Raw genomic sequence first — 17,095 nt, forward strand, 5'->3', positions numbered from 1 at the left:
GTATCCGCCTTAACTGCCGATGAAGACGGCGACGACGGGCGTGTTGTTCACGAACCCGGCGATGGGGCCGGTCGTGCAGACGGTGTCGACGAGCGCGCGGAACTCCCGACCGGCCGTGAAGTCAGCAAGGTAGACGCCGAGCCGTTCGACGACGCCCGTGTTCTGGACGCCCGCGCTGAGCATGTACATCGCGATAATCGTGACCGTCGCGGGGTTCGCGAACCCCGAGATTGCGTCTCGCGCACCGACGCCGGTCCACGGTTCGAGGACGACCAGCGCGGCGACGACGCCGATAGCGGTGACGTCGTTCGGCACGACTTCGGTGACGAACGCCACCAGCACCACGACGATGAGCAGAAAGACGACGGCGACGCCCGACACCTCCAAAATCGGCATAGTCGGGACGATTCGGGACGAACCCTTCACTGTTGCCCTTGGTTGGACAGCCACCTAGGATGCCAGCGAGAGGTGTGACACGACAGACGCTGGTCGACTTCGCCTTTCGCGAGACCCAACCCGAGGTAGAGACCGAAATCGCCTACACGTGGGGAAACGAAGAGCGGGTCACCCACATGACGTGCGTCGACTGTACGATTCAGGAGACCCGCAATCACGACGAGCGGGTTTGAAGTTCCGTTGCAGTTTTGGCCCACTGTGGTCCGGATACTATCGCGTGTGCGCTCGGCACAACGGATAAACGGATACACAGAGTACGTTCAACGGAGAATGGCGTCCAGCACCGATTCCTCAACGGCGGTTGACGACGAGGTCCGCCAGCTATACGAGCGGTATCAGGCCGCCGAGACTGAGGCTGAACGCCGCGAGATTGCCCTCGAAATGGGGAAGCTCGACGGCCGCCGCCACGCGGAGATCTACGCGGCCCTCGAAGACGGGTAAGGGCGCGTTCTGGACTGTTTCGTGTGTGGGTCGGTCGGCCTTGGCGAGTACCGAGTGTTTGCTCCCGACTCGTCGCGACTGGTCCGAAACAGCCGACGCTCAGGAGGCGAGGAAAGCCATCACGGCGAGCAGGACGACGAAGACCAGGAACGGGAGGAGGAACCAGACCACGTCCCACCAGCTCGACCCGGCCGAGTCGTCGCCCGAGGGTTGTAGCGAACCCGGCGGGGAATCGCCCATGGCGCTCCCGGGGTCGTTCATGTGTGACATCTTCGAGTCCCTCTGGTAAATACTTCCTGTGGCCGCTGTGGGGAACTGTTCGGAGTGTTTCGGATTGGGGCCGTAGCCACACAACTGTCGGGAACCAGACTATACGTGGGAACTATTTGTCGCGAGTAGAACTGTCAGGCATGGAAGTCGACCTCGACAGGTTCAGTGGCCGTGACTGGGAGGAGCCAACCGACGGCGAGCCGATCCGCTTCGCCATGGTCGGACTCGGATGGTGGACGCGCGAGCAGGCGATTCCGGCCGTCGAAGACGCGGAGTATTGTACGACGACGGCGCTGGTCAGTTCCAGCACGGAGAAGGCCGAGGACGTCGCGGCCGACCTAGAGGGAATCGAGGCGACGCTCACGTACGACGAGTACACCGACGGCGAGGCGAGCGACGCGTACGACGCGGTGTACGTCTGCACGCCGAACGGCTTCCACCGCGAGCACGTCGAAGCCGCGGCCGCCCAGGAGAAGGCGGTCCTCTGCGAGAAGCCCCTAGAAGCGAGCGTCGAGGACGCACAGGCGACCGTGGACGCCTGCCGCGAGGCGGACGTGCCGCTGATGGTCGCCTACCGGCTCCAGACCGAACCGGTCGCTCGCCGCGCCCGCGAGCTGATTCGGGACGGCGCCATCGGCGACGTCGTCTCGATAACCGGCCACATGTCGGACACGATTCTGGACTCCGTCGACGAGACGAGCTGGCGCTTCGACCGCGACCTGGCGGGCGGGACGACGCTCAACGACATCGGCGTCTACCCGCTGAACACAATTCGGTTCATCCTCGGGGAAGATCCGCAGGCGGTGTACGCCCGGACGGAGTCCGAGCAGCCCGCCTACGAGGGCACTGACGAACACGGGGCGTTCCAGTTGGAGTTCTCCGAGGGCACGCTCGCGTCATGTACGGTCTCCCACAGCGCGTCGCTGTCCTCGAGTCTACGCTTCGTCGGCACGGAGGGCGAACTGAGCATCGAGGGGCTGTTCTTCCCGAACACGCAGAAAGTGCTGCGGGTGTCCGGACCGGGCATCGAGGGCGAGTTCCGACCGGAGCCGGTCGACCAGATGCGCGAGGAGTTCGACTACTTCGGCAATCGCCTCCTGCGCGGGCTCGACCCCGAACCCGACGGCGAACACGCCATGGTCGACATGCGCGCCATCCGCGCCCTCTACGAGTCCGCCGAGGGCGGCACACGCGTCGAACTGGACCACTAACGGTAGTTGCTAGCGCGGTTTCTTCATTCGATAGATACGGTGAAACGCGCGGTTAGTACAGGGTACTCACGTATCGGTCAGTGCAGCAGATCATTCTTCGAGTTTGTCTGTTACCGTCTCGTAGAGCCGGCCTGTCCACGCTGGGAAGATGAGAGCAGTGAGGGTTCCGACGACGACACCAACAACAATACCCTGTGTGATATCTTGGAGAACTGTCGTTCCGAGTGCCGCTCCGAACGTCACCCCAACCAGTATTGCGAAGACAACCCGTTCTCCGTCAGTGCCGTGGGAATCCTCAGACATCTGTCTCGGACATCTCTCCGGGCGGCAAAAACAACTGGGGCATGGTTGCGTGAGTTGAAATGACCGTTCGGTTCGCAATTCTACGTACTGGCTGTTGTCTGATTTCGGGGTGGGTCAGCTGAAACGCTTCCCCCAGCACTGGCAGACCCACCGAACGGAGAGGAAGACGAATTCCCGTAAATTGTGGTTTCAGTACTGTTGTTGTGCTTGATGATGATGTTCCACGGGTCCTCACCGGCGGGGATTTGCACTGACGCAGTATATCGGACGGCCCCTGGACAGTCACGGGTACCGTTGTCCTGCTCCTCGATCGGGACTGCGAGTTTGTAGGTAGACTCGTTTACGCGTTCGAACGTTGCGTTGCCCACCCCATAGGCAGGACTAGGGAGGGAGACGTTTCGGGCGTACGTTATGTTGGTATTTGCGTCGCCAGCAACGATTGATGTAGAGCTATTCGAGATGGTGTCATCGATGCACTGCACGGTCGCCGTGTCGAAGGACAGTAACTTCGGTGGCTCACTGTCCTCACCGAAGAACCCGTCAACTCCGCCGACAGCACCCGTCGCAAAAACAGCACCCACGCCAAGCGCGAGTACAACACCAAATACGGCGACAACGATCACCGATAAGTGTTCGCTCATACTCACCCGTGGATTAGAATATCCATAAAACGACGCTGGGGTGAAATGCGTATTTTATCAACAGTCGCTCATACGGTTTCTTTATTCAGCAACTGGGGGGGGTGGAATTCCCGGTGAGTACAGGTGAGAGACGCCAAATCCTTGTGTAATTACGAAGAGGATTCAACCAAGATGTCTGTCCAAAAAGCCCTCCTCCTCGAACTGTTCGCAATCCTGCTCGCACTCTATGGGGGACTCACAGTGTTGGCCTCTGATATAATGGGCGACCTTTGGGCTATCTACGCAGGATTGTACCTCGGTCTCTTCGGACTCGTCTACGGGCTTGTCGGTGACAGGATTGTCGGGGCTTCCGAAACGATAGGTGAGCCCGCCGACTGAGCGGCTGTTTCACTCCAGATTTCCTGGTAAGAACTCGCTTCGATGTGATGCGTAACTTCGGTAAGTACAGGTGCCTTATCGCATATATGTCGGTGAAGGAGATCAACCGCAATCTTCATCGTTTACTGATTTCGCGGATGGTAGTTCACTGGTCAATATCCATTCTACTGGACAAATAGAGTCCATAGAGTCCGATTAGTACTGAGAGCCACATTAGGACTCTATACGGCCAGACGTAGCCAAACTCCTGCCCGTAGACTCGGATTGCCCCGAAGCAAGCAAACACGCCTAACAGAATAGCGAGTCGTTGAACCGACTCTCCTTTCATAATATGAAAATTTGAACGCCGCCGTTTCTAAGACCTGTTGAAAATAGTATTTCAGTTGAATCAGTAGAACTCTACATGATCAATCAGCACACCTGCTGAGCGGCTATTCCACCAGATACGCCGGTGAAGAGAAAGCATACTAGAAGTTAATCCTCGGCGTGCTATATCCCCGGTATTTCGCCGATTAGCGCCGGTGATACGGTAGATATCGACTTCTGCGAATCTACTAGTAGTTACTGTATTTGGAACGCCCGCTCCTCAAACGTCCCGCTGAGAGTGCGGATGCTCCACAGCAGGAATCTACTAGCACGACCACAGGAATCGGTAAATCCCCAAATACAGGAGGTCAACCAACCGAATTTCGTTCAGCATACTCACTCGTTCTGCGACCTATTTCGCTCCGCAAGGTGACATCCTCGCCCGCCCTGAGGGGCGGGGCTTCCACCACAGGTGGAATACCCAGCTTGTCTGGGATTGTGGTTTCAAGACGTGTGCGCGTCACCGGTCTCCGGGTTCGCCCCCGCTCCCACCGCTAGTGAGCTAGACGAACCCTTGTCATCGGAAGCCCGCCTCTCGGACGGGAGTCCCTCGCTCGGTGACGTGTCTTCGTGGGCCTGCCACTGGCCCCCACTCCGAGGCGAGTCATCGCCTACCGTTTTCCAAGGCAGGCTCTCTCCCCACGGATTTAGCCGATTAGCTATGTTCGCTGCTGCGTTCAGATCCGCTTGGTACTCCGACACCCAGCATGCCTCGTTCGTACATTTGAACGTGCCTTGATGCGACCGATAACCGATGTGTTGGCACGCATGGCACGTTTTCGACGTGTGGTGCGGATGCACGTATTCCACAGCAATCCCGTGTTCCGCTGCCTTATCCTCAATACGTGACTGTAAACGGGAGAACAGCCACTTGCCGAGGCGTCGATTCCAGTACTCCCCAATATCCTCGCCGGTGATACCGTCGAGATATTCGAGGACGATGACGGGATTTTCGAACTGGGAAGCGTATTCGACGGCCCGATGTGAGGCTTTCTCTACTTCGTCTTCGATGGCATCTTGCCACCGCCCCCACACGAGATCGTCCAAGAGTTTTGAGGCGTACCGTGGTTTCAAGCGGTCTTCGGCAGAGGCTTGTTTCTGTCGAAGGTGTCGGACACGACCACCATCAACGAACAACGGATCAACAGGCGTGTCGTCTTGGAGGGCACAGCCCACCAAGAGTTTCGACTCACCCACGTCAAAGCCGACAGGGGTCACGCCATCACTGTCACACGAACACGAGTGGTCTGGTTCGACTTCGTAGTTCGCAGTGACGTGCAACACCCATCTATCACCATCGCGTTGTACGCGGAGTTCGCCCGCCCACACGCTGTTGTCTTCGTCGTCAATCAGAGAATGCCACCAGTCTTCCTGCTCGGGATTCAACTGGAGTGGTATCCAGAAGTTCGTTCCGCGACCGGGAAGTGGGACTGCCCAGCAGATTTCGTGGTGGCGGTCGTCGTCGTGGTCGAAGACGGCTGCGGTGTTCGCGTAGCGGATTGGATGGGTGTCTGCGAGTTGACTCGCATCATACGTGCCCTCATCGAGCAGGTTTGGGACGTATTGTTTGAGTGCGTTTTTCGAGTGCCAGTTGAGTTCTTCACCTGTGATGAGCTCATTGACGGCGGTCATCGTATCGCACTCTGTGTTGAAGCTACGACGGAGTAGTTTCTCGTATCGGTCGTGCTCGTCGTGGAGCTTGCGCTGCTTGTGCTGGGTGAGTGGGGCAAGATACGCTTCGAGCGTCTTGCACTCCTCACTCATTCTTCAGCAGCGTTGAGTCCTTGTTCGACGAGTTCGGCGTATGCGAAGTCCATTCGCAGGCCGTTCTCTCGGGAATATTCTTTCACTCTTTCGTGGAGGTCGCTTCCACGGTCGATGGCGATGTCAACTCGCATCCGATTTTCTGTATGTTTCCTCGTACCTTAAAGATTCGTGTTGGCGTGGGGTATTCAGGGGACTGTCGCTCGTGGTTTGCGCAGTCAAGTGACGCGATTCACGGCCGCCGTGAACGGCGGGATTCTCTCGCTGCTTAAAGATAGGCCATCAGACCGAAAATATTCAGTAATGGCATCGCGGCGATGTGTATCCAAAAGGTGTCTGACTTGTCTGGACGCCGCCGGACGTCGAAGTATACGAACAACGGGATGAGCAACTCAATCGCCAACACGCACACAGCGACAATTCGCACTCGTTGAGACACCGTTGCTAAAAATGAGCCATCCCCAAATGTACTGGCCGTGAGAAATATAAAAATGAGAGTTACTGCGGCAAGGTTCAACAGCGTGAAGAACCAGTAAACACGTTCGAAGGGGTCAGCCTCCATAATGTCAGTCTGTGTTCCCAGCCAATAAAGCCATCATACTAACTGACAAAATAAGGTGTCAAATCCCACGAGGGAATTCCTGAAGGTCAATACAGCATCTTGCCCGCCAGAATCACACAAAGACTGGTGGGAAAATATTACACCCGACGCTCTGATAGAGGATACTAATATGGTGAAGCCGTGGGTGCCAAAATGAGGTCTGGTATGAGTATTCGCGTTAACTGGCGAGTCAGCCTCAATCTCGTCGGTACGTCGCTCACCTACCTTGCTATCCCGCTGGCATTCCCGTTGCTCCTCGCAGTGTACTACGGTGAACCAGTCCGTCCATTTCTTGTCCCGATTGCGATTACGCTCGTTCTTGGCTACGGATTAGACAGCTTCGGCACAGACGACCAACAGTTGCATGCCCGGGAATCGTTCCTTGTCGCATCCCTCATCTGGCTGCTCATCGCCATCATCGGCGCGATTCCGTTCCTCGTCGCCGGTACCGGCGTCACCGCACATCCGATCAACGCGCTGTTCGAGTCGATGAGCGGCATCACAACGACCGGTGCGACCGTGATGCTGGACTTCGATACGCACTCTCGATCGCTGATGATGTGGCGACAGGTCATTCAGTGGATCGGCGGCCTCGGCATCCTCATCCTCGCTACTACCGTCCTCTCGGAAGTCGGCGTTGGTGGAGCTCAGCTGATGGAGTCAGAAACCTGGACAGCAACGTTCCAGAAGCTGACGCCACGCCTCGCCGAAACAGCACGCATCCTCTTCGGCCTGTACACCGCCATCACGGTGGGCGTTATTGCCGTCTTGTACGGCCTATCGTTGGCGGGATTCGCGCCGAATATGACGCTGTACAACGCCGTCGCGCACGCGTTCACGTCAGTCGCAACAGCAGGCTTCTCACCGGAACCGGAGAGCGCGGGCGCGTTCACACCCGTCGTCCAGTGGGTCCTCACCGCGTCGATGCTCGTCGGTGGGACAAGTTTCATCCTCCTCTATCAAGCGTTCACGGAGGACCTGGGACGGCTCCGGCGGAACGACGAGTTCCACTTCTACCTCGCCACCGTCGCCATCGCGTCCGTCCTGATCGCGTTCGCGCTATCGTTCGACGCGACCCAGCAGTTCAGCTTCGAACAGCGGGTCAGGCACGCCGTCTTCAACACGGTCTCGATCATCACGACGACCGGGTTCGCCAGCGTCAACTTCGACCTCTGGTCGGCGGCCGCGAAAAACGTCCTGTTCGCGTGCATGTTCCTCGGAGCGATGGTGGGCTCGACGACGTGTTCGATCAAGACGCTGCGGTGGCTCGTCGTCGTGAAAGCGTTCCGCCGCGATCTCTTCACCGCCGTCCACGACTCGGTCGTCAGGCCGGTCCGCATCCGTGGCAGCGCCATCGACGAGGAGTCCGTCCGCGACGTCTACGGCTTCGTCCTGTTGAGCATCATCTTCGTGTTCGCACTCACCGTGTTCGTCGTCGTAGATGCCGCACGTGTGGGCTTGTCCGTCTCGGAGTTCGAGGCGATGAGCGCTGCCGCATCGACGTTCCTGAACATCGGCCCGGCGTTCGGCCTCGCAGGCCCCTACGAGAGCTACCACGCCTTCCCGTGGACGACGAAAGCAGCGATGATCCTGTTGATGTGGGTCGGCCGTGTGGAAATCATCCCGGTGATGGTACTGTTCACTGCGTCGTTCTGGCGGTCGTAGCCACGAACACCGCGAGTGTTCGTCTGATTCGCGGACAAAGGGGGTTCAGTTATACGGCTCCCGAGATGATACGGACACAGAGAGATGCCGGACTTACAGGTGGTGTACGGAGCCCACGATAGTGTCGTCGAACTCGTAGACATCCTCCGGTACTGTGCGGAGGGAATCAGTCTCGACTTCGAAGGATGGGGTAATAGACACACGAGAGGGCCGGGGCTATACTTCACGGTGATCTCTGACCACGACTACCATTCCTTTGCCGACCCGATGGGCGCAAACACGTGGCCAATTGATGACTGCCGGCAAGTACGGGCAGATGACCAGTTCTACGATACCGCCAGTACGGTCGCGGTGGAGAATGACGGGGCAGTCATCGTGAGTGTCGATGGCTATATCCAACGGCAAATGGTGCGGCTCCGCGACCTCAACCCGGAAGGGACAGCAGATGGAGCTGCTGTCGAGTACGAGGATTGGATGGGATCGCGGCACATGAGTGCCATCGAAACGTCCGTCCGTGACTCCGTTGTTGCAACGGTGACACTGAGTGAGGAAACTGGTCGTGTATCAACGTTCGAGGACGGCACTGTCCACACGGAGCAACGAAGCGAACTCGGTGGCCGATGGCAAGAGATCAACTAACTAGGGCCGATGAAGACTTGGTTAGCAGCCTGCTTCGTGGTTGATGCTATCGAGGGCGTCTCGCTACCCAGGTACATCAGTCCAGCCGATCCTGGCTGTTGCTCGATTGCCAGTAGTTTAACGATGTCCACTCCGTAAGAAGTTCCGTGAAGGAGTATACGGGCACAGTACCGTCGGAGCTGACAATCCTACAGTCCAGTATCTCGATTGATGAGACGCTGGCAATCGTCGCTGCTGCGATGCTCACTGGTGTCGTTATCTGGTATCTTGGCACGCTGCTGGAAGCACGCTTCCGAGCGGTGAACGCCAAACTCGCTCGTTCGCTCTTGCTGTTGCTCCTCGCCGGTGGCGTTGGATTCGTCCTCGTGCAACAGTGGGGCGCGACCGGGGCGTTAGTCTCGTTGACAGGCGTGCTGGAGTTCGGCGTGGATACGGCGCTTCGCATCCTCATTACGGTCTTTCTCTTCGTGGCCGCCCACACGTTTACGCAAGTCGTCAAGCGCATCCTCCTCAGCAATAACCGCTCGAACGGTCGCGCGACCAGCGAGCACCAACGACGCATCATCTTCTACATCAGTCAAGTAATCGTCTACATCGCGGCTGCCGTCGCGACGCTCTCCCTCTGGGGCATCCAGATTAGCGACCTCTTGTTGGGCGCTGGCGTCCTCGGCATCATTCTCGGGTTGGCGTTCCAGAGCACGCTCGGCTCGATTCTCGCCGGCTTCGTGCTCATGCTCTCACGCCCCTTCGAGATTGGTGACTGGGTTCGCATCGGCGACCACGAAGGGTTCATCACCGAGATATCGATCAACCACGTCCGACTCCGGAACCTCGACGGCGAACACGTCGTCCTCCCGAACGAAGCGGTCAGCAACCGCACGATTATCAATCGGAGCGACGAGGGGAAACTCCGCCACACTATCGAGGTCGGCGTCGATTACGACGTGGATCCTGAGCGCGCTGAAGCAATCGCTCGTGAGGCAATTAGCGACCTCAACGAAATCATGAGCCAGCCTGCCCCGCAGGTGCTGCCGGTGCGCTTCGGTGATTCCGCCGTCGTGCTCGAAGTCCGCGTCTGGATCGATAATCCGACGCCTCAACGGAGGTGGCGCGCCGCCCGGGCGGTTATCTATGCCGTCAAAACCGCGTTCAACGAGGAGGACGTAAAGATTCCGTTCCCCCAGCGCGAACTCACCGGCCGCCACGAAGACGATGGGTTTCGCATCCGGAATGCGAATCGAGACTCCCACAACCCCACGAAGTCTGAATGACTGCTTCCAACGTCACATCACAGTCGCGGGGACAGTGGGACCTCCCCCTTCTGCCCAGCGATTCGGCTGATCCCGGGACTGCATTAAACGGGCAACGGCTATTACCGTAGTGTATCGAGGGCAGTGCTGCGAAACTGGTGGCTGACAACCAGCGGTTCGCGTGCCTGTCGTTATCAGTTATTGCAAATACGATCTCTTTATTCGGTGTGGACGGCGTTATATGCCGCTACACGCCTAATTACTAGACAATCTCCGAATAAAAAATCCCGTGTTTTCAACTACTGTTATGGGCCTCTTCATTCATATGGTGTGCCAAGGAAGTAGCGGGCATGGACGACCCGGACACGAGAGACTCAGAAGAGGAGATGACGACCAGTGACGTTATCGCGGAACTGGAGCCACTGGAACCGTACACCACAACGGAAGTTGCCTCGAAGACAGGTGTACCAGTTTCTCGAATCAGGCGTCTTCTCCGGTCGCTCAACAAGGCTGGTCAAGTCGAACGGAAGACTGCTGAGAAGCCGATAATTTGGGTTCGGAAGACGCCGGTCCACACCTGCCCGTCATGTGAACGCGAGTTCTTCGTCCGGTTCACCCATCCTGTACTGGGAGCAGTCCAGTTCTGCCCTCGTTGTGGTACGCAGCTCAAATCCTAACACCGAAATCGAAGTCCTAGAGCTTCGTCGATCGGCAGACCATCCTGTCGGTGATTTTCGAACCATATGGGGCGAATACGTTCTCGGCGTTGGGATGTGCGCGTCGGTGGAGTTTGTGTCCTCTTAGTGGTGCACGACGAGTGATTGTTTTCACCGGTCTCGATCCTATCCTGTGTTCTGACTCCCGGGTCTGCCCGCTTCGTAGATTACCATCCTTAGTGACACGCCATCAGGTCTAACGTTAACACGGAGCGCAGTTCTACGGAGCCAAAGCAATCGATTCAGTTAGGCTACGCTGAGGTAGTCCACTCGTGGCCGCATTCTGGGCACTCGAAGACGTAGATCAGGTCTTCATCGACGAAATCTGTCGTCGTCGAAAAGACCATGTCCTCCCCACATTCGGGGCAAATCTGTACTGCCATACGAGAAACGTTGGGACGTTGTGGAATAAGGCTATGGGCGTCTTTGAGCGCTCCAGCGGTGTTTCAATCTAGGCCGGGTGAACTACGGTACGAATTGACTATTCGAACGATTGGTGCATGGCAAATTTTACGTGCGTTTTTGTGGTACGTTTTCATTAGGCATGGGGATCATCAACTCGAGTACGAGCTGGTTCGGCAGCCAGGATCGAACCTTTGAGTACGTCTGCCAGAACTGTGACGCGGAGTTTACATCCCAGAAAGCGAAGATGACCGACGTCGATTGCCCAGAGTGTCACGCTACACAGGCGGTCAACGAAAATGAATCAGCAATAAAGTGGCCTAAAGAACTTCGCACCCCTACTTACCGATTCAGTCAGTCCAGTCGCAGGTATCTCCGTGAATAAGAAACCGCACTAGTGACTACTGCTAGCCGAGACGCGACCGTTTCGCGGTCCGGGATGCGGAGGACGCGACGCCTTCAGCAATCGGCGACCGGCGATAGTGAGCGGGTTCGGTCGGCCCACGTTCGGAGTGTCGTGAGCGCCTCGCGCTCGCGCCGTGAGACCGGGTCGTCGGTGCCGAGCGACTCCCCCTCATAAGCGTTCAGAACGGCACAAGAGGCCTGCTCGCAGTAGGTCGCGAGCCGACGCGGGGCGATGACATCGGCTTGGAGGGGGATTGTCGCGTCGTTGACGAAGACTGCGACGGGGTCGTCGGGCGCGGCGTCGAGCAGGCGGGCCGCGTGGTCGGCGTTATCCGCGGCGAGCGCGGCGGCCTCCGCGTCGCTCTCACTCGCGGTTCGCGGTGCGTGCGCGTCCAGAATGCCGTGCCAGGCGTCGTCGGGGACCGTCGTGAAGCGGTCGAGGCGGCCGCCGAGCAGCGTCCCGTCGCGTTCGACTTCGGGCGCGAACTCGAGGACGACGACGCCGGCGGCGCCGTGCCGCTCGACCCACGCGTCGAGGGCGCGGGCGGTGCGTCGGGTTTTCCCGGCCTGCGAGGGACCGACGAGGAGTGTCGACCCAGCGAGGGGGACGCGACGGTCACTCATTGGACGCGGCGGGGCCGACCATCGACAGGCGAGCGTACTTCGCGACGAGTGCGACCGTCGCCGCGGTGAGGACGACGGCGAACGCGAGGATAGCCCCGGAGAGGGCGTCGACGCCGCCCGCGACCTGTTCGGCGACGAAGTTCGCAGCGAGCGCGCCGGTGACCGCCAGCAGCGCGAGGCCGCCGAGGTTCGCGAGCGTCGAGGGGGGCTCGGGGACCGCCGCGGAGTTCAACAGATAGAGCACGACCACGATGGCGAACGGCGTGCCGACGGTGCCGATGGCGAGCACGAGCGCCAGCTGGCTGAGGACCGGCCCGCCGATGAACGCGCCCGGGGCGGACAGGAGTGCGGCGGCGACCAGCAGCCCCCGGTAGCGGTCGTCGTCGACGGTGGTTCCCCACCCCAGCTTGTCAGCGACGAGGAACGGCGGCGCGATCGTGTTCCCGCCGAGCGTCGAGACCGCGGCGCCGAGCAGGCCGAGGAGGAACAGCCACTCCGCGTACCGGCCGGCGAGCGGGCCGAGCGCTTGAGCGGCCTCGACGGCCGAGAGGTCCCCCGTGGTAAGGACGCTCGCCGTCACGAGGAACACGGCGACGCTGTAGACGCCGAACGCGACGAGCATCGACGCGCCGACGTCGAACGTCGCGAGGCCGTACTCCTCGACGGTCCACGCTCTGGCGCGCATCGTGTACGAGTGCATCGTAATCAGGGTGATGTGGACGGCGCCACCGAGGACGCCCGCGGCGACCAGCGCGCTCCCGGACGGGAGCGCGGGGACGAGGCCGCGCGCGGCGGCACCGGCATCGACTGGCACGACGAGCAGCGACGCGAGAAACGCGAGGACGACGCCGGCGACCAGCGCTTTCGCCACCGTTTCGAGGAACCGATAGCCCCGGGTGGCGAGGCCGACGGCCAGGACGACGGCCCAGACGACGCCCCAGATGCGAGCGTCGACGCCGGTGATGGTCTCGGAGACGGTCGCCACCGTCTTCATGATGAGCAGTTGGGCGGAGCCAGCGGCGAGCACGACGTCCAGGACGAGCAGCCACGCCCAGGTGTCGCCGAGGTGGGCTTCGACGACTGCGACGATGCCGCGTTCGGTGAGGAGGCCCAGCCGCATCGCGAGGTACTGGGCGAACGCGCCCGCGACGGCCGACAGCACCACGACCCAGAACAGCGCGTAGCCGTACGCGCCGCCGGCCGTGATGAGTGACGCCAGCGACGCCGGGCCCGCGGCGACGGCGCCCGCGACCCACGACGGCCCCATCCGTCCCAGCGACTCCCGCAGCGTCTGCACGGCGGCCACGCCACCTGTCCGGTCGCTCACCGGCGACCACCCCTGTAGTCGCGCGCGGGACCGGACACCTCGTAGACGAGGGTCACAGCGACCACTCCTCTTGGCGCCAGGCGGCGTCCCAGAAGCGGTACTCGTAGCGCGCCGACGTCTCGAAGCGCTCGCGGTAGCGCTCGCGGGCCGCGTCCGTCGCGTCCGCGGCGACGTCGTCCATCAGGGTCTTGCACCACTCGGTCAGCTCGGTGAACTCCTCGCCCGCGTACATATCCACCCACTCGGCGTACCGAACGTCGTCAGGGGTGCCGCGCTCGGCGAGCCGTTTGCCGGTCTCGTTGAACCCCCACATACAGGGGAGCAGGGCGGCGACCAGGTCGCCGAACGTGCCGGTCGCCGCGACCCGCACGAGGAAGTCGGTGTACGCCCGGGTCGTCGGGGACGGCTCGGTCGCCGCCAACTCCGCTTCCGAGACGCCGAACGCCGCGGCGTACTCGCGGTGGAGGTCCATCTCGGTGTTCAGCGTCGAGTCCAAGAGCTCCGCGAACGTGCCCATTCGGTCGAGCGTGGGCGCTTTCGCCGCGCCGTGGGCGAACACGCGCGAGTATTCAATCAAGTAGACGTAGTCCTGCCGGACCCAGTACCGGAACGGCGCTTCGTCGAGCGTGCCGTCCCCGAGCGCTTCGACCATCGGGTGTGACGCGATAGCGTCCCAGATTGGGTCTGCGACCGCTTCCAGTTCGTCCGTGAATCCCATGTAGAGGCCTAATGAGATACCCAGTGAAATACGTAGGTGGTACCACTAGAGAATACACGGGATGGGGGGACGACGACTGCCACAATCCGGGGTTGCAGAAGCCGCCGACAGCCCGCGAGCGGCGATTCGGCGCCATCGAGATACGCTATGCCAAGTTGAAAATACATTTTTTATCCAGTGTGAGATGTGAAAAAGACGGTCAGCACAACTTCGAAATGAGATCAAGGAGGTCACCAGATATAACTAAACGTCGCTAGTCTATCAGGTATGTCTAGTGTAACAAAATTCGAGATGTTCTACTTGGGAGGAACGGTGTTCTTGGTCATAGTTGGGTATTTTGACTGGACATCATTTATGTCATTCCAAGAGGGTATAATACTCTTCTTGCTCTGCATAGTACTGCTACTAGCAAGGCGGGTTACTGATGAATGAGAGAGCCTACCCGCCGATTTAGTCGCTCCAGTTTCAGCATACGGCCTGAACAAAGAAGCCGCGCTAGCAACTACTGTTAAGACTCACGTATCTACGAGCGGAGGCGCTGGATGCGCTTCTCCATCGGCGGGTGCGTGGAGACGAGCTTCGCGAGCGCGCTGGTGTCGGGGCTGGAGATGCAGAGCGCGCTTACCTGTTGGTCGACGCCGCCGTCGCGCTGCCGGGAGCGGCGGCCGCCGCGGCCGCGACCGCCGCGGGCGACCTGCTGTCGCTGTTGGGCGGCCTGCTTGTTGCCCTCGGAGATCTTTTCGAGGGCACGCGCCAGCGGGTCGCCCCCGCCGATGATCCGCTTGGCGTCCGCGTCGGCGACGTACTCCCGATACCGGGAGATGGCGAGCACGAACAGCATCACGAAAAACTGCACGAGGTTCCCCACCACAATCGCGAGGAAGAAGTCCGCGAGGTCGTTGTCACCCGTGAACAACACGATATACTGCGCGACAATCCCGACAATCGATGCAATGCCCTGCCCGAGTTGCATCGTAATCACGTCGCGGTTGTCGATGTGCGCGAGTTCGTGCGCGATGACGCCTTCGAGTTCGTCGCGGTCCAGCAACTGAATGAGTTCCCGGGAGACGACGACCGTGCCGTTGCCGCGGCGCCCGACCGCGAACGCGTTCGGCACGCCCATGCTCGCAATCTTGAGGTTCGGCTTCTTCAGATTGCGCTCGCGGCAGACTTTCTCAACGAACTGGTGAATCTGCTGGTACTCCCGCTCGTCCATGTCTTCCGCACCGACGCTGCGGAGCGCCGCCCACTTCCCAATCTTGTACTGGACGCCGACCAGCAGGATGCTGCCGACGATTGCGAGCGCGAGGATGCTCTGGCTCTGCCCGAAGAAAAACCACGCCGCGGCCACTGCCACCGAGTAGAACGCGAAGAGGATGGCGCCTACAATCGCCATCCGTATCTTGAGGCCGATGTGTCGCATAGTGGTCCTACGAATCCAGAGGTACAAAAATAGTTCCCCATAGTCTGATTACTCCATCAGGACAGGTTATCAGTGAAGTGTGCCGACAGTGGTTTTAAGGCGCCTTTTCGGGATGGGTATGAATCACTGGGTAATCGAGAAGGTTTATGACTAACCAGACAGTAAGTTGCAGTATGAGCCAGTCGACCTCTCGAAAGCGGCCGTGGCTCGCCGCGGTGCTCGGAGCACTCGGAACGGGGTTCGGCCACCTCTACCTCCGGCGATGGCGGCGCGGGCTCGCCTGGATCGGCGTGCTGCTCGGCGTCACCGTTCTGTTCGTCGACCCCGCAGCCGCCGAGGCGTTCGCCGCCGGGAACGCCGTCGACCTCCTCGCGATTGCGCCGATTCTCGTCGTGGGGAGCCTCAGCGTCTTCGACGCGTCCCTCCTGGCGCACGCGCAGAACGCGGTCGCTCGGCTATCAGAAACCGCGGACGGACAGCTCACGACCTGTCCGAACTGCGGCAAGGAACTCGATGCAGAGCTGGAGTTCTGCCACTGGTGTACGACCGAAATCGACGGCTCCGAGGCCGTCTCCCCGAACGAACGAGAGAACTAAAACGGTCGATTACTGCCGGCAGAGTCGACGACAGCCTCGTTCCGCCGGCCGTCCCAGACTTACGACTCGTGTTCGTCGGTGTCGGCTTTGAGGACGGCGTTCACGTACTCGTCGGCGGTTCGTCTGGCCGTCGCGAGCGCGTCCGTCTCGTCCAGAACGACCGTCCGGTCGCGAGCACCGTCGACGATCGTCATTAGCGCTCGCGCCGCGTGTTCCGCGTCGACGTCGTTGAACACGCCCCGCTGGACGCCGTGGTCGATCACCGTCTTGAGCATGTACCTGACGTACTCGTCGTTCTGTTGAAACCGCTTCCCGAACGCTTCCTTGTACGGTGCCTGGCTCCGCATCTCCAGGAGAGCGACCATCAGGTCGTGGTGGTCCTGGGGAGCGACGAGTAGTTTGTCGAGCAGGAGAGTGAGTCGCTGCTCGGGGTCGGTCGTCTCCACCTCGTGTATCAGGTCGACGAACTGTTCGAGAATGTAGTCCAGGAACGCAACCAGGAGGTCGTCTTTCGTGTCGTAGTGGTAGTGGACGGCAGCGGTCGACTTCCCGTACTCGTCTGCGATCCGTTTGATGGTGAGGTCTGCGTAGCCGTACTCCTGGAGTGCGCGATACGTCGCCCGCATAATCTCCTCGTCGGGGTCCGAAGAAGTCTGTTCCGGAAGCTCGCCCATTGGTGTATTGTTAGCCGTGTCTCGGATAACTGTTTTGACCGTCCTATCAGCCGCCGTAGTTCAATATACCGCCTGTACCGTCGGTCTAGGCGTGGAATTCCGATTTCTCTGACTATCTCCAACACACCCAAACACCTTTGACTAATCAGTCAGTAGGTTCGATATTGACCGAATGGCAGGCGACCAAATCACCGGGAGTCTGGACGCATCGCGCCCTCTGTCAGC

General features: G+C 59.9%; 20 protein-coding genes and 1 pseudogene. 8 read left to right on the forward strand and 13 right to left on the reverse strand.

Going from position 1 to position 17,095, the window contains the following annotated elements; genetic code table 11:
• Positions 1-18: 18 nt before the first annotated feature.
• A pseudogene (locus ABSL23_RS00835) lies at positions 19-396 on the reverse strand (SLC13 family permease); the annotation flags it as partial.
• Between the two features lie 330 nt (positions 397-726).
• On the opposite strand from ABSL23_RS00835, the gene ABSL23_RS00840 reads away from it, so the two are divergent.
• Positions 727-897 (forward strand): hypothetical protein, encoded by a 171-nt coding sequence (locus tag ABSL23_RS00840; RefSeq protein WP_353633300.1) that lies wholly within the window; start codon positions 727-729, stop codon positions 895-897.
• 99 nt (positions 898-996) lie between these two features.
• Here ABSL23_RS00840 and ABSL23_RS00845 read toward each other — a convergent pair whose 3' ends face one another.
• Positions 997-1,158 carry a hypothetical protein gene (locus ABSL23_RS00845; protein ID WP_353633301.1) on the reverse strand — a complete coding sequence of 54 codons (162 nt, stop codon included), beginning with the start codon at positions 1,156-1,158 and terminating at the stop codon, positions 997-999.
• Positions 1,159-1,307: 149 nt separating this feature from the next.
• Here ABSL23_RS00845 and gfo6 point away from each other — a divergent pair, with 149 nt between their 5' ends.
• The gene (gene gfo6 / locus ABSL23_RS00850) at positions 1,308-2,378 is read left to right on the forward strand and encodes a D-xylose 1-dehydrogenase Gfo6 (protein WP_353633302.1); all 1,071 of its coding nucleotides are present in this window, start codon (positions 1,308-1,310) and stop codon (positions 2,376-2,378) included.
• A 90-nt stretch (positions 2,379-2,468) separates the two neighbouring features.
• Here gfo6 and ABSL23_RS00855 read toward each other — a convergent pair whose 3' ends face one another.
• Together ABSL23_RS00855 and ABSL23_RS00860 are read right to left on the reverse strand one after the other, a co-directional pair.
• Positions 2,469-2,681 carry a hypothetical protein gene (locus ABSL23_RS00855; protein ID WP_353633303.1) on the reverse strand — a complete coding sequence of 71 codons (213 nt, stop codon included), beginning with the start codon at positions 2,679-2,681 and terminating at the stop codon, positions 2,469-2,471.
• An 80-nt stretch (positions 2,682-2,761) separates the two neighbouring features.
• Entirely contained in the window at positions 2,762-3,322 is a 561-nt protein-coding gene (locus ABSL23_RS00860; RefSeq protein ID WP_353633304.1) for a hypothetical protein, read from the reverse strand.
• A gap of 171 nt (positions 3,323-3,493) precedes the next feature.
• Between ABSL23_RS00860 and ABSL23_RS00865 the strand changes: the two genes are divergently transcribed.
• Positions 3,494-3,700 carry a hypothetical protein gene (locus tag ABSL23_RS00865; protein WP_353633305.1) on the forward strand — a complete coding sequence of 69 codons (207 nt, stop codon included), beginning with the start codon at positions 3,494-3,496 and terminating at the stop codon, positions 3,698-3,700.
• 810 nt (positions 3,701-4,510) lie between these two features.
• On the opposite strand, the gene ABSL23_RS00870 is transcribed toward ABSL23_RS00865, so the two are convergent.
• From ABSL23_RS00870 to ABSL23_RS00880, 3 genes are all read right to left on the reverse strand, one after another.
• Positions 4,511-5,830: a transposase gene (locus ABSL23_RS00870; protein ID WP_353633306.1), complete on the reverse strand. Its 1,320-nt coding sequence runs from the start codon at positions 5,828-5,830 to the stop codon at positions 4,511-4,513.
• Complete coding sequence (locus ABSL23_RS00875) at positions 5,827-5,964, reverse strand: hypothetical protein (protein WP_353633307.1); 138 nt, start codon at positions 5,962-5,964, stop codon at positions 5,827-5,829. The genes ABSL23_RS00870 and ABSL23_RS00875 overlap by 4 nt, the downstream gene beginning before the upstream one ends.
• A 134-nt stretch (positions 5,965-6,098) precedes the next feature.
• The gene (locus ABSL23_RS00880) at positions 6,099-6,392 is read right to left on the reverse strand and encodes a hypothetical protein (protein WP_353633308.1); all 294 of its coding nucleotides are present in this window, start codon (positions 6,390-6,392) and stop codon (positions 6,099-6,101) included.
• A 204-nt stretch (positions 6,393-6,596) separates the two neighbouring features.
• Here ABSL23_RS00880 and ABSL23_RS00885 point away from each other — a divergent pair, with 204 nt between their 5' ends.
• The 4 genes from ABSL23_RS00885 (at position 6,597) to ABSL23_RS00900 (ending at position 10,662) form a co-directional block, all read left to right on the forward strand.
• The gene (locus tag ABSL23_RS00885; protein ID WP_353633309.1) at positions 6,597-8,096 is read left to right on the forward strand and encodes a TrkH family potassium uptake protein; all 1,500 of its coding nucleotides are present in this window, start codon (positions 6,597-6,599) and stop codon (positions 8,094-8,096) included.
• An 84-nt stretch (positions 8,097-8,180) separates the two neighbouring features.
• Positions 8,181-8,735 carry a diadenylate cyclase gene (locus ABSL23_RS00890; RefSeq protein WP_353633310.1) on the forward strand — a complete coding sequence of 185 codons (555 nt, stop codon included), beginning with the start codon at positions 8,181-8,183 and terminating at the stop codon, positions 8,733-8,735.
• A gap of 146 nt (positions 8,736-8,881) precedes the next feature.
• The gene (locus ABSL23_RS00895; protein WP_353633311.1) at positions 8,882-10,006 is read left to right on the forward strand and encodes a mechanosensitive ion channel family protein; all 1,125 of its coding nucleotides are present in this window, start codon (positions 8,882-8,884) and stop codon (positions 10,004-10,006) included.
• Positions 10,007-10,335: 329 nt separating this feature from the next.
• The gene (locus tag ABSL23_RS00900; protein WP_353633312.1) at positions 10,336-10,662 is read left to right on the forward strand and encodes a helix-turn-helix domain-containing protein; all 327 of its coding nucleotides are present in this window, start codon (positions 10,336-10,338) and stop codon (positions 10,660-10,662) included.
• 290 nt (positions 10,663-10,952) lie between these two features.
• Here ABSL23_RS00900 and ABSL23_RS00905 read toward each other — a convergent pair whose 3' ends face one another.
• The 5 genes from ABSL23_RS00905 to ABSL23_RS00925 all read right to left on the reverse strand — a co-directional run bounded on the left by ABSL23_RS00905 (position 10,953) and on the right by ABSL23_RS00925 (position 15,573).
• Positions 10,953-11,084 carry a hypothetical protein gene (locus tag ABSL23_RS00905; protein ID WP_353633313.1) on the reverse strand — a complete coding sequence of 44 codons (132 nt, stop codon included), beginning with the start codon at positions 11,082-11,084 and terminating at the stop codon, positions 10,953-10,955.
• A 478-nt stretch (positions 11,085-11,562) separates the two neighbouring features.
• A complete protein-coding gene (locus tag ABSL23_RS00910) occupies positions 11,563-12,132 on the reverse strand; it encodes a hypothetical protein (RefSeq protein ID WP_353633314.1) in 570 nt (189 codons plus the stop codon).
• Positions 12,125-13,399, reverse strand: a complete 1,275-nt coding sequence (locus ABSL23_RS00915) for a divalent metal cation transporter (protein WP_353633377.1) — start codon at positions 13,397-13,399, stop codon at positions 12,125-12,127. Before ABSL23_RS00915 ends, ABSL23_RS00910 begins: the two co-directional genes overlap by 8 nt.
• 112 nt (positions 13,400-13,511) lie before the next feature.
• Positions 13,512-14,177 (reverse strand): thiaminase II, encoded by a 666-nt coding sequence (tenA, locus tag ABSL23_RS00920; protein WP_353633315.1) that lies wholly within the window; start codon positions 14,175-14,177, stop codon positions 13,512-13,514.
• Positions 14,178-14,700: 523 nt separating this feature from the next.
• The gene (locus tag ABSL23_RS00925; RefSeq protein ID WP_353633378.1) at positions 14,701-15,573 is read right to left on the reverse strand and encodes a M48 family metalloprotease; all 873 of its coding nucleotides are present in this window, start codon (positions 15,571-15,573) and stop codon (positions 14,701-14,703) included.
• A gap of 200 nt (positions 15,574-15,773) precedes the next feature.
• On the opposite strand from ABSL23_RS00925, the gene ABSL23_RS00930 reads away from it, so the two are divergent.
• Positions 15,774-16,196, forward strand: coding sequence for a zinc ribbon domain-containing protein (locus ABSL23_RS00930; protein ID WP_353633316.1), 423 nt, complete (start codon positions 15,774-15,776; stop codon positions 16,194-16,196).
• A gap of 59 nt (positions 16,197-16,255) precedes the next feature.
• On the opposite strand, the gene ABSL23_RS00935 is transcribed toward ABSL23_RS00930, so the two are convergent.
• Entirely contained in the window at positions 16,256-16,870 is a 615-nt protein-coding gene (locus ABSL23_RS00935) for a TetR family transcriptional regulator C-terminal domain-containing protein (RefSeq protein WP_353633317.1), read from the reverse strand.
• Positions 16,871-17,095: the final 225 nt, after the last annotated feature.

This window comes from Halobacterium sp. NMX12-1, from assembly GCF_040435975.1.
GTDB classification, from domain to species: Archaea; Halobacteriota; Halobacteria; order Halobacteriales; family Halobacteriaceae; genus Halobacterium; species Halobacterium hubeiense.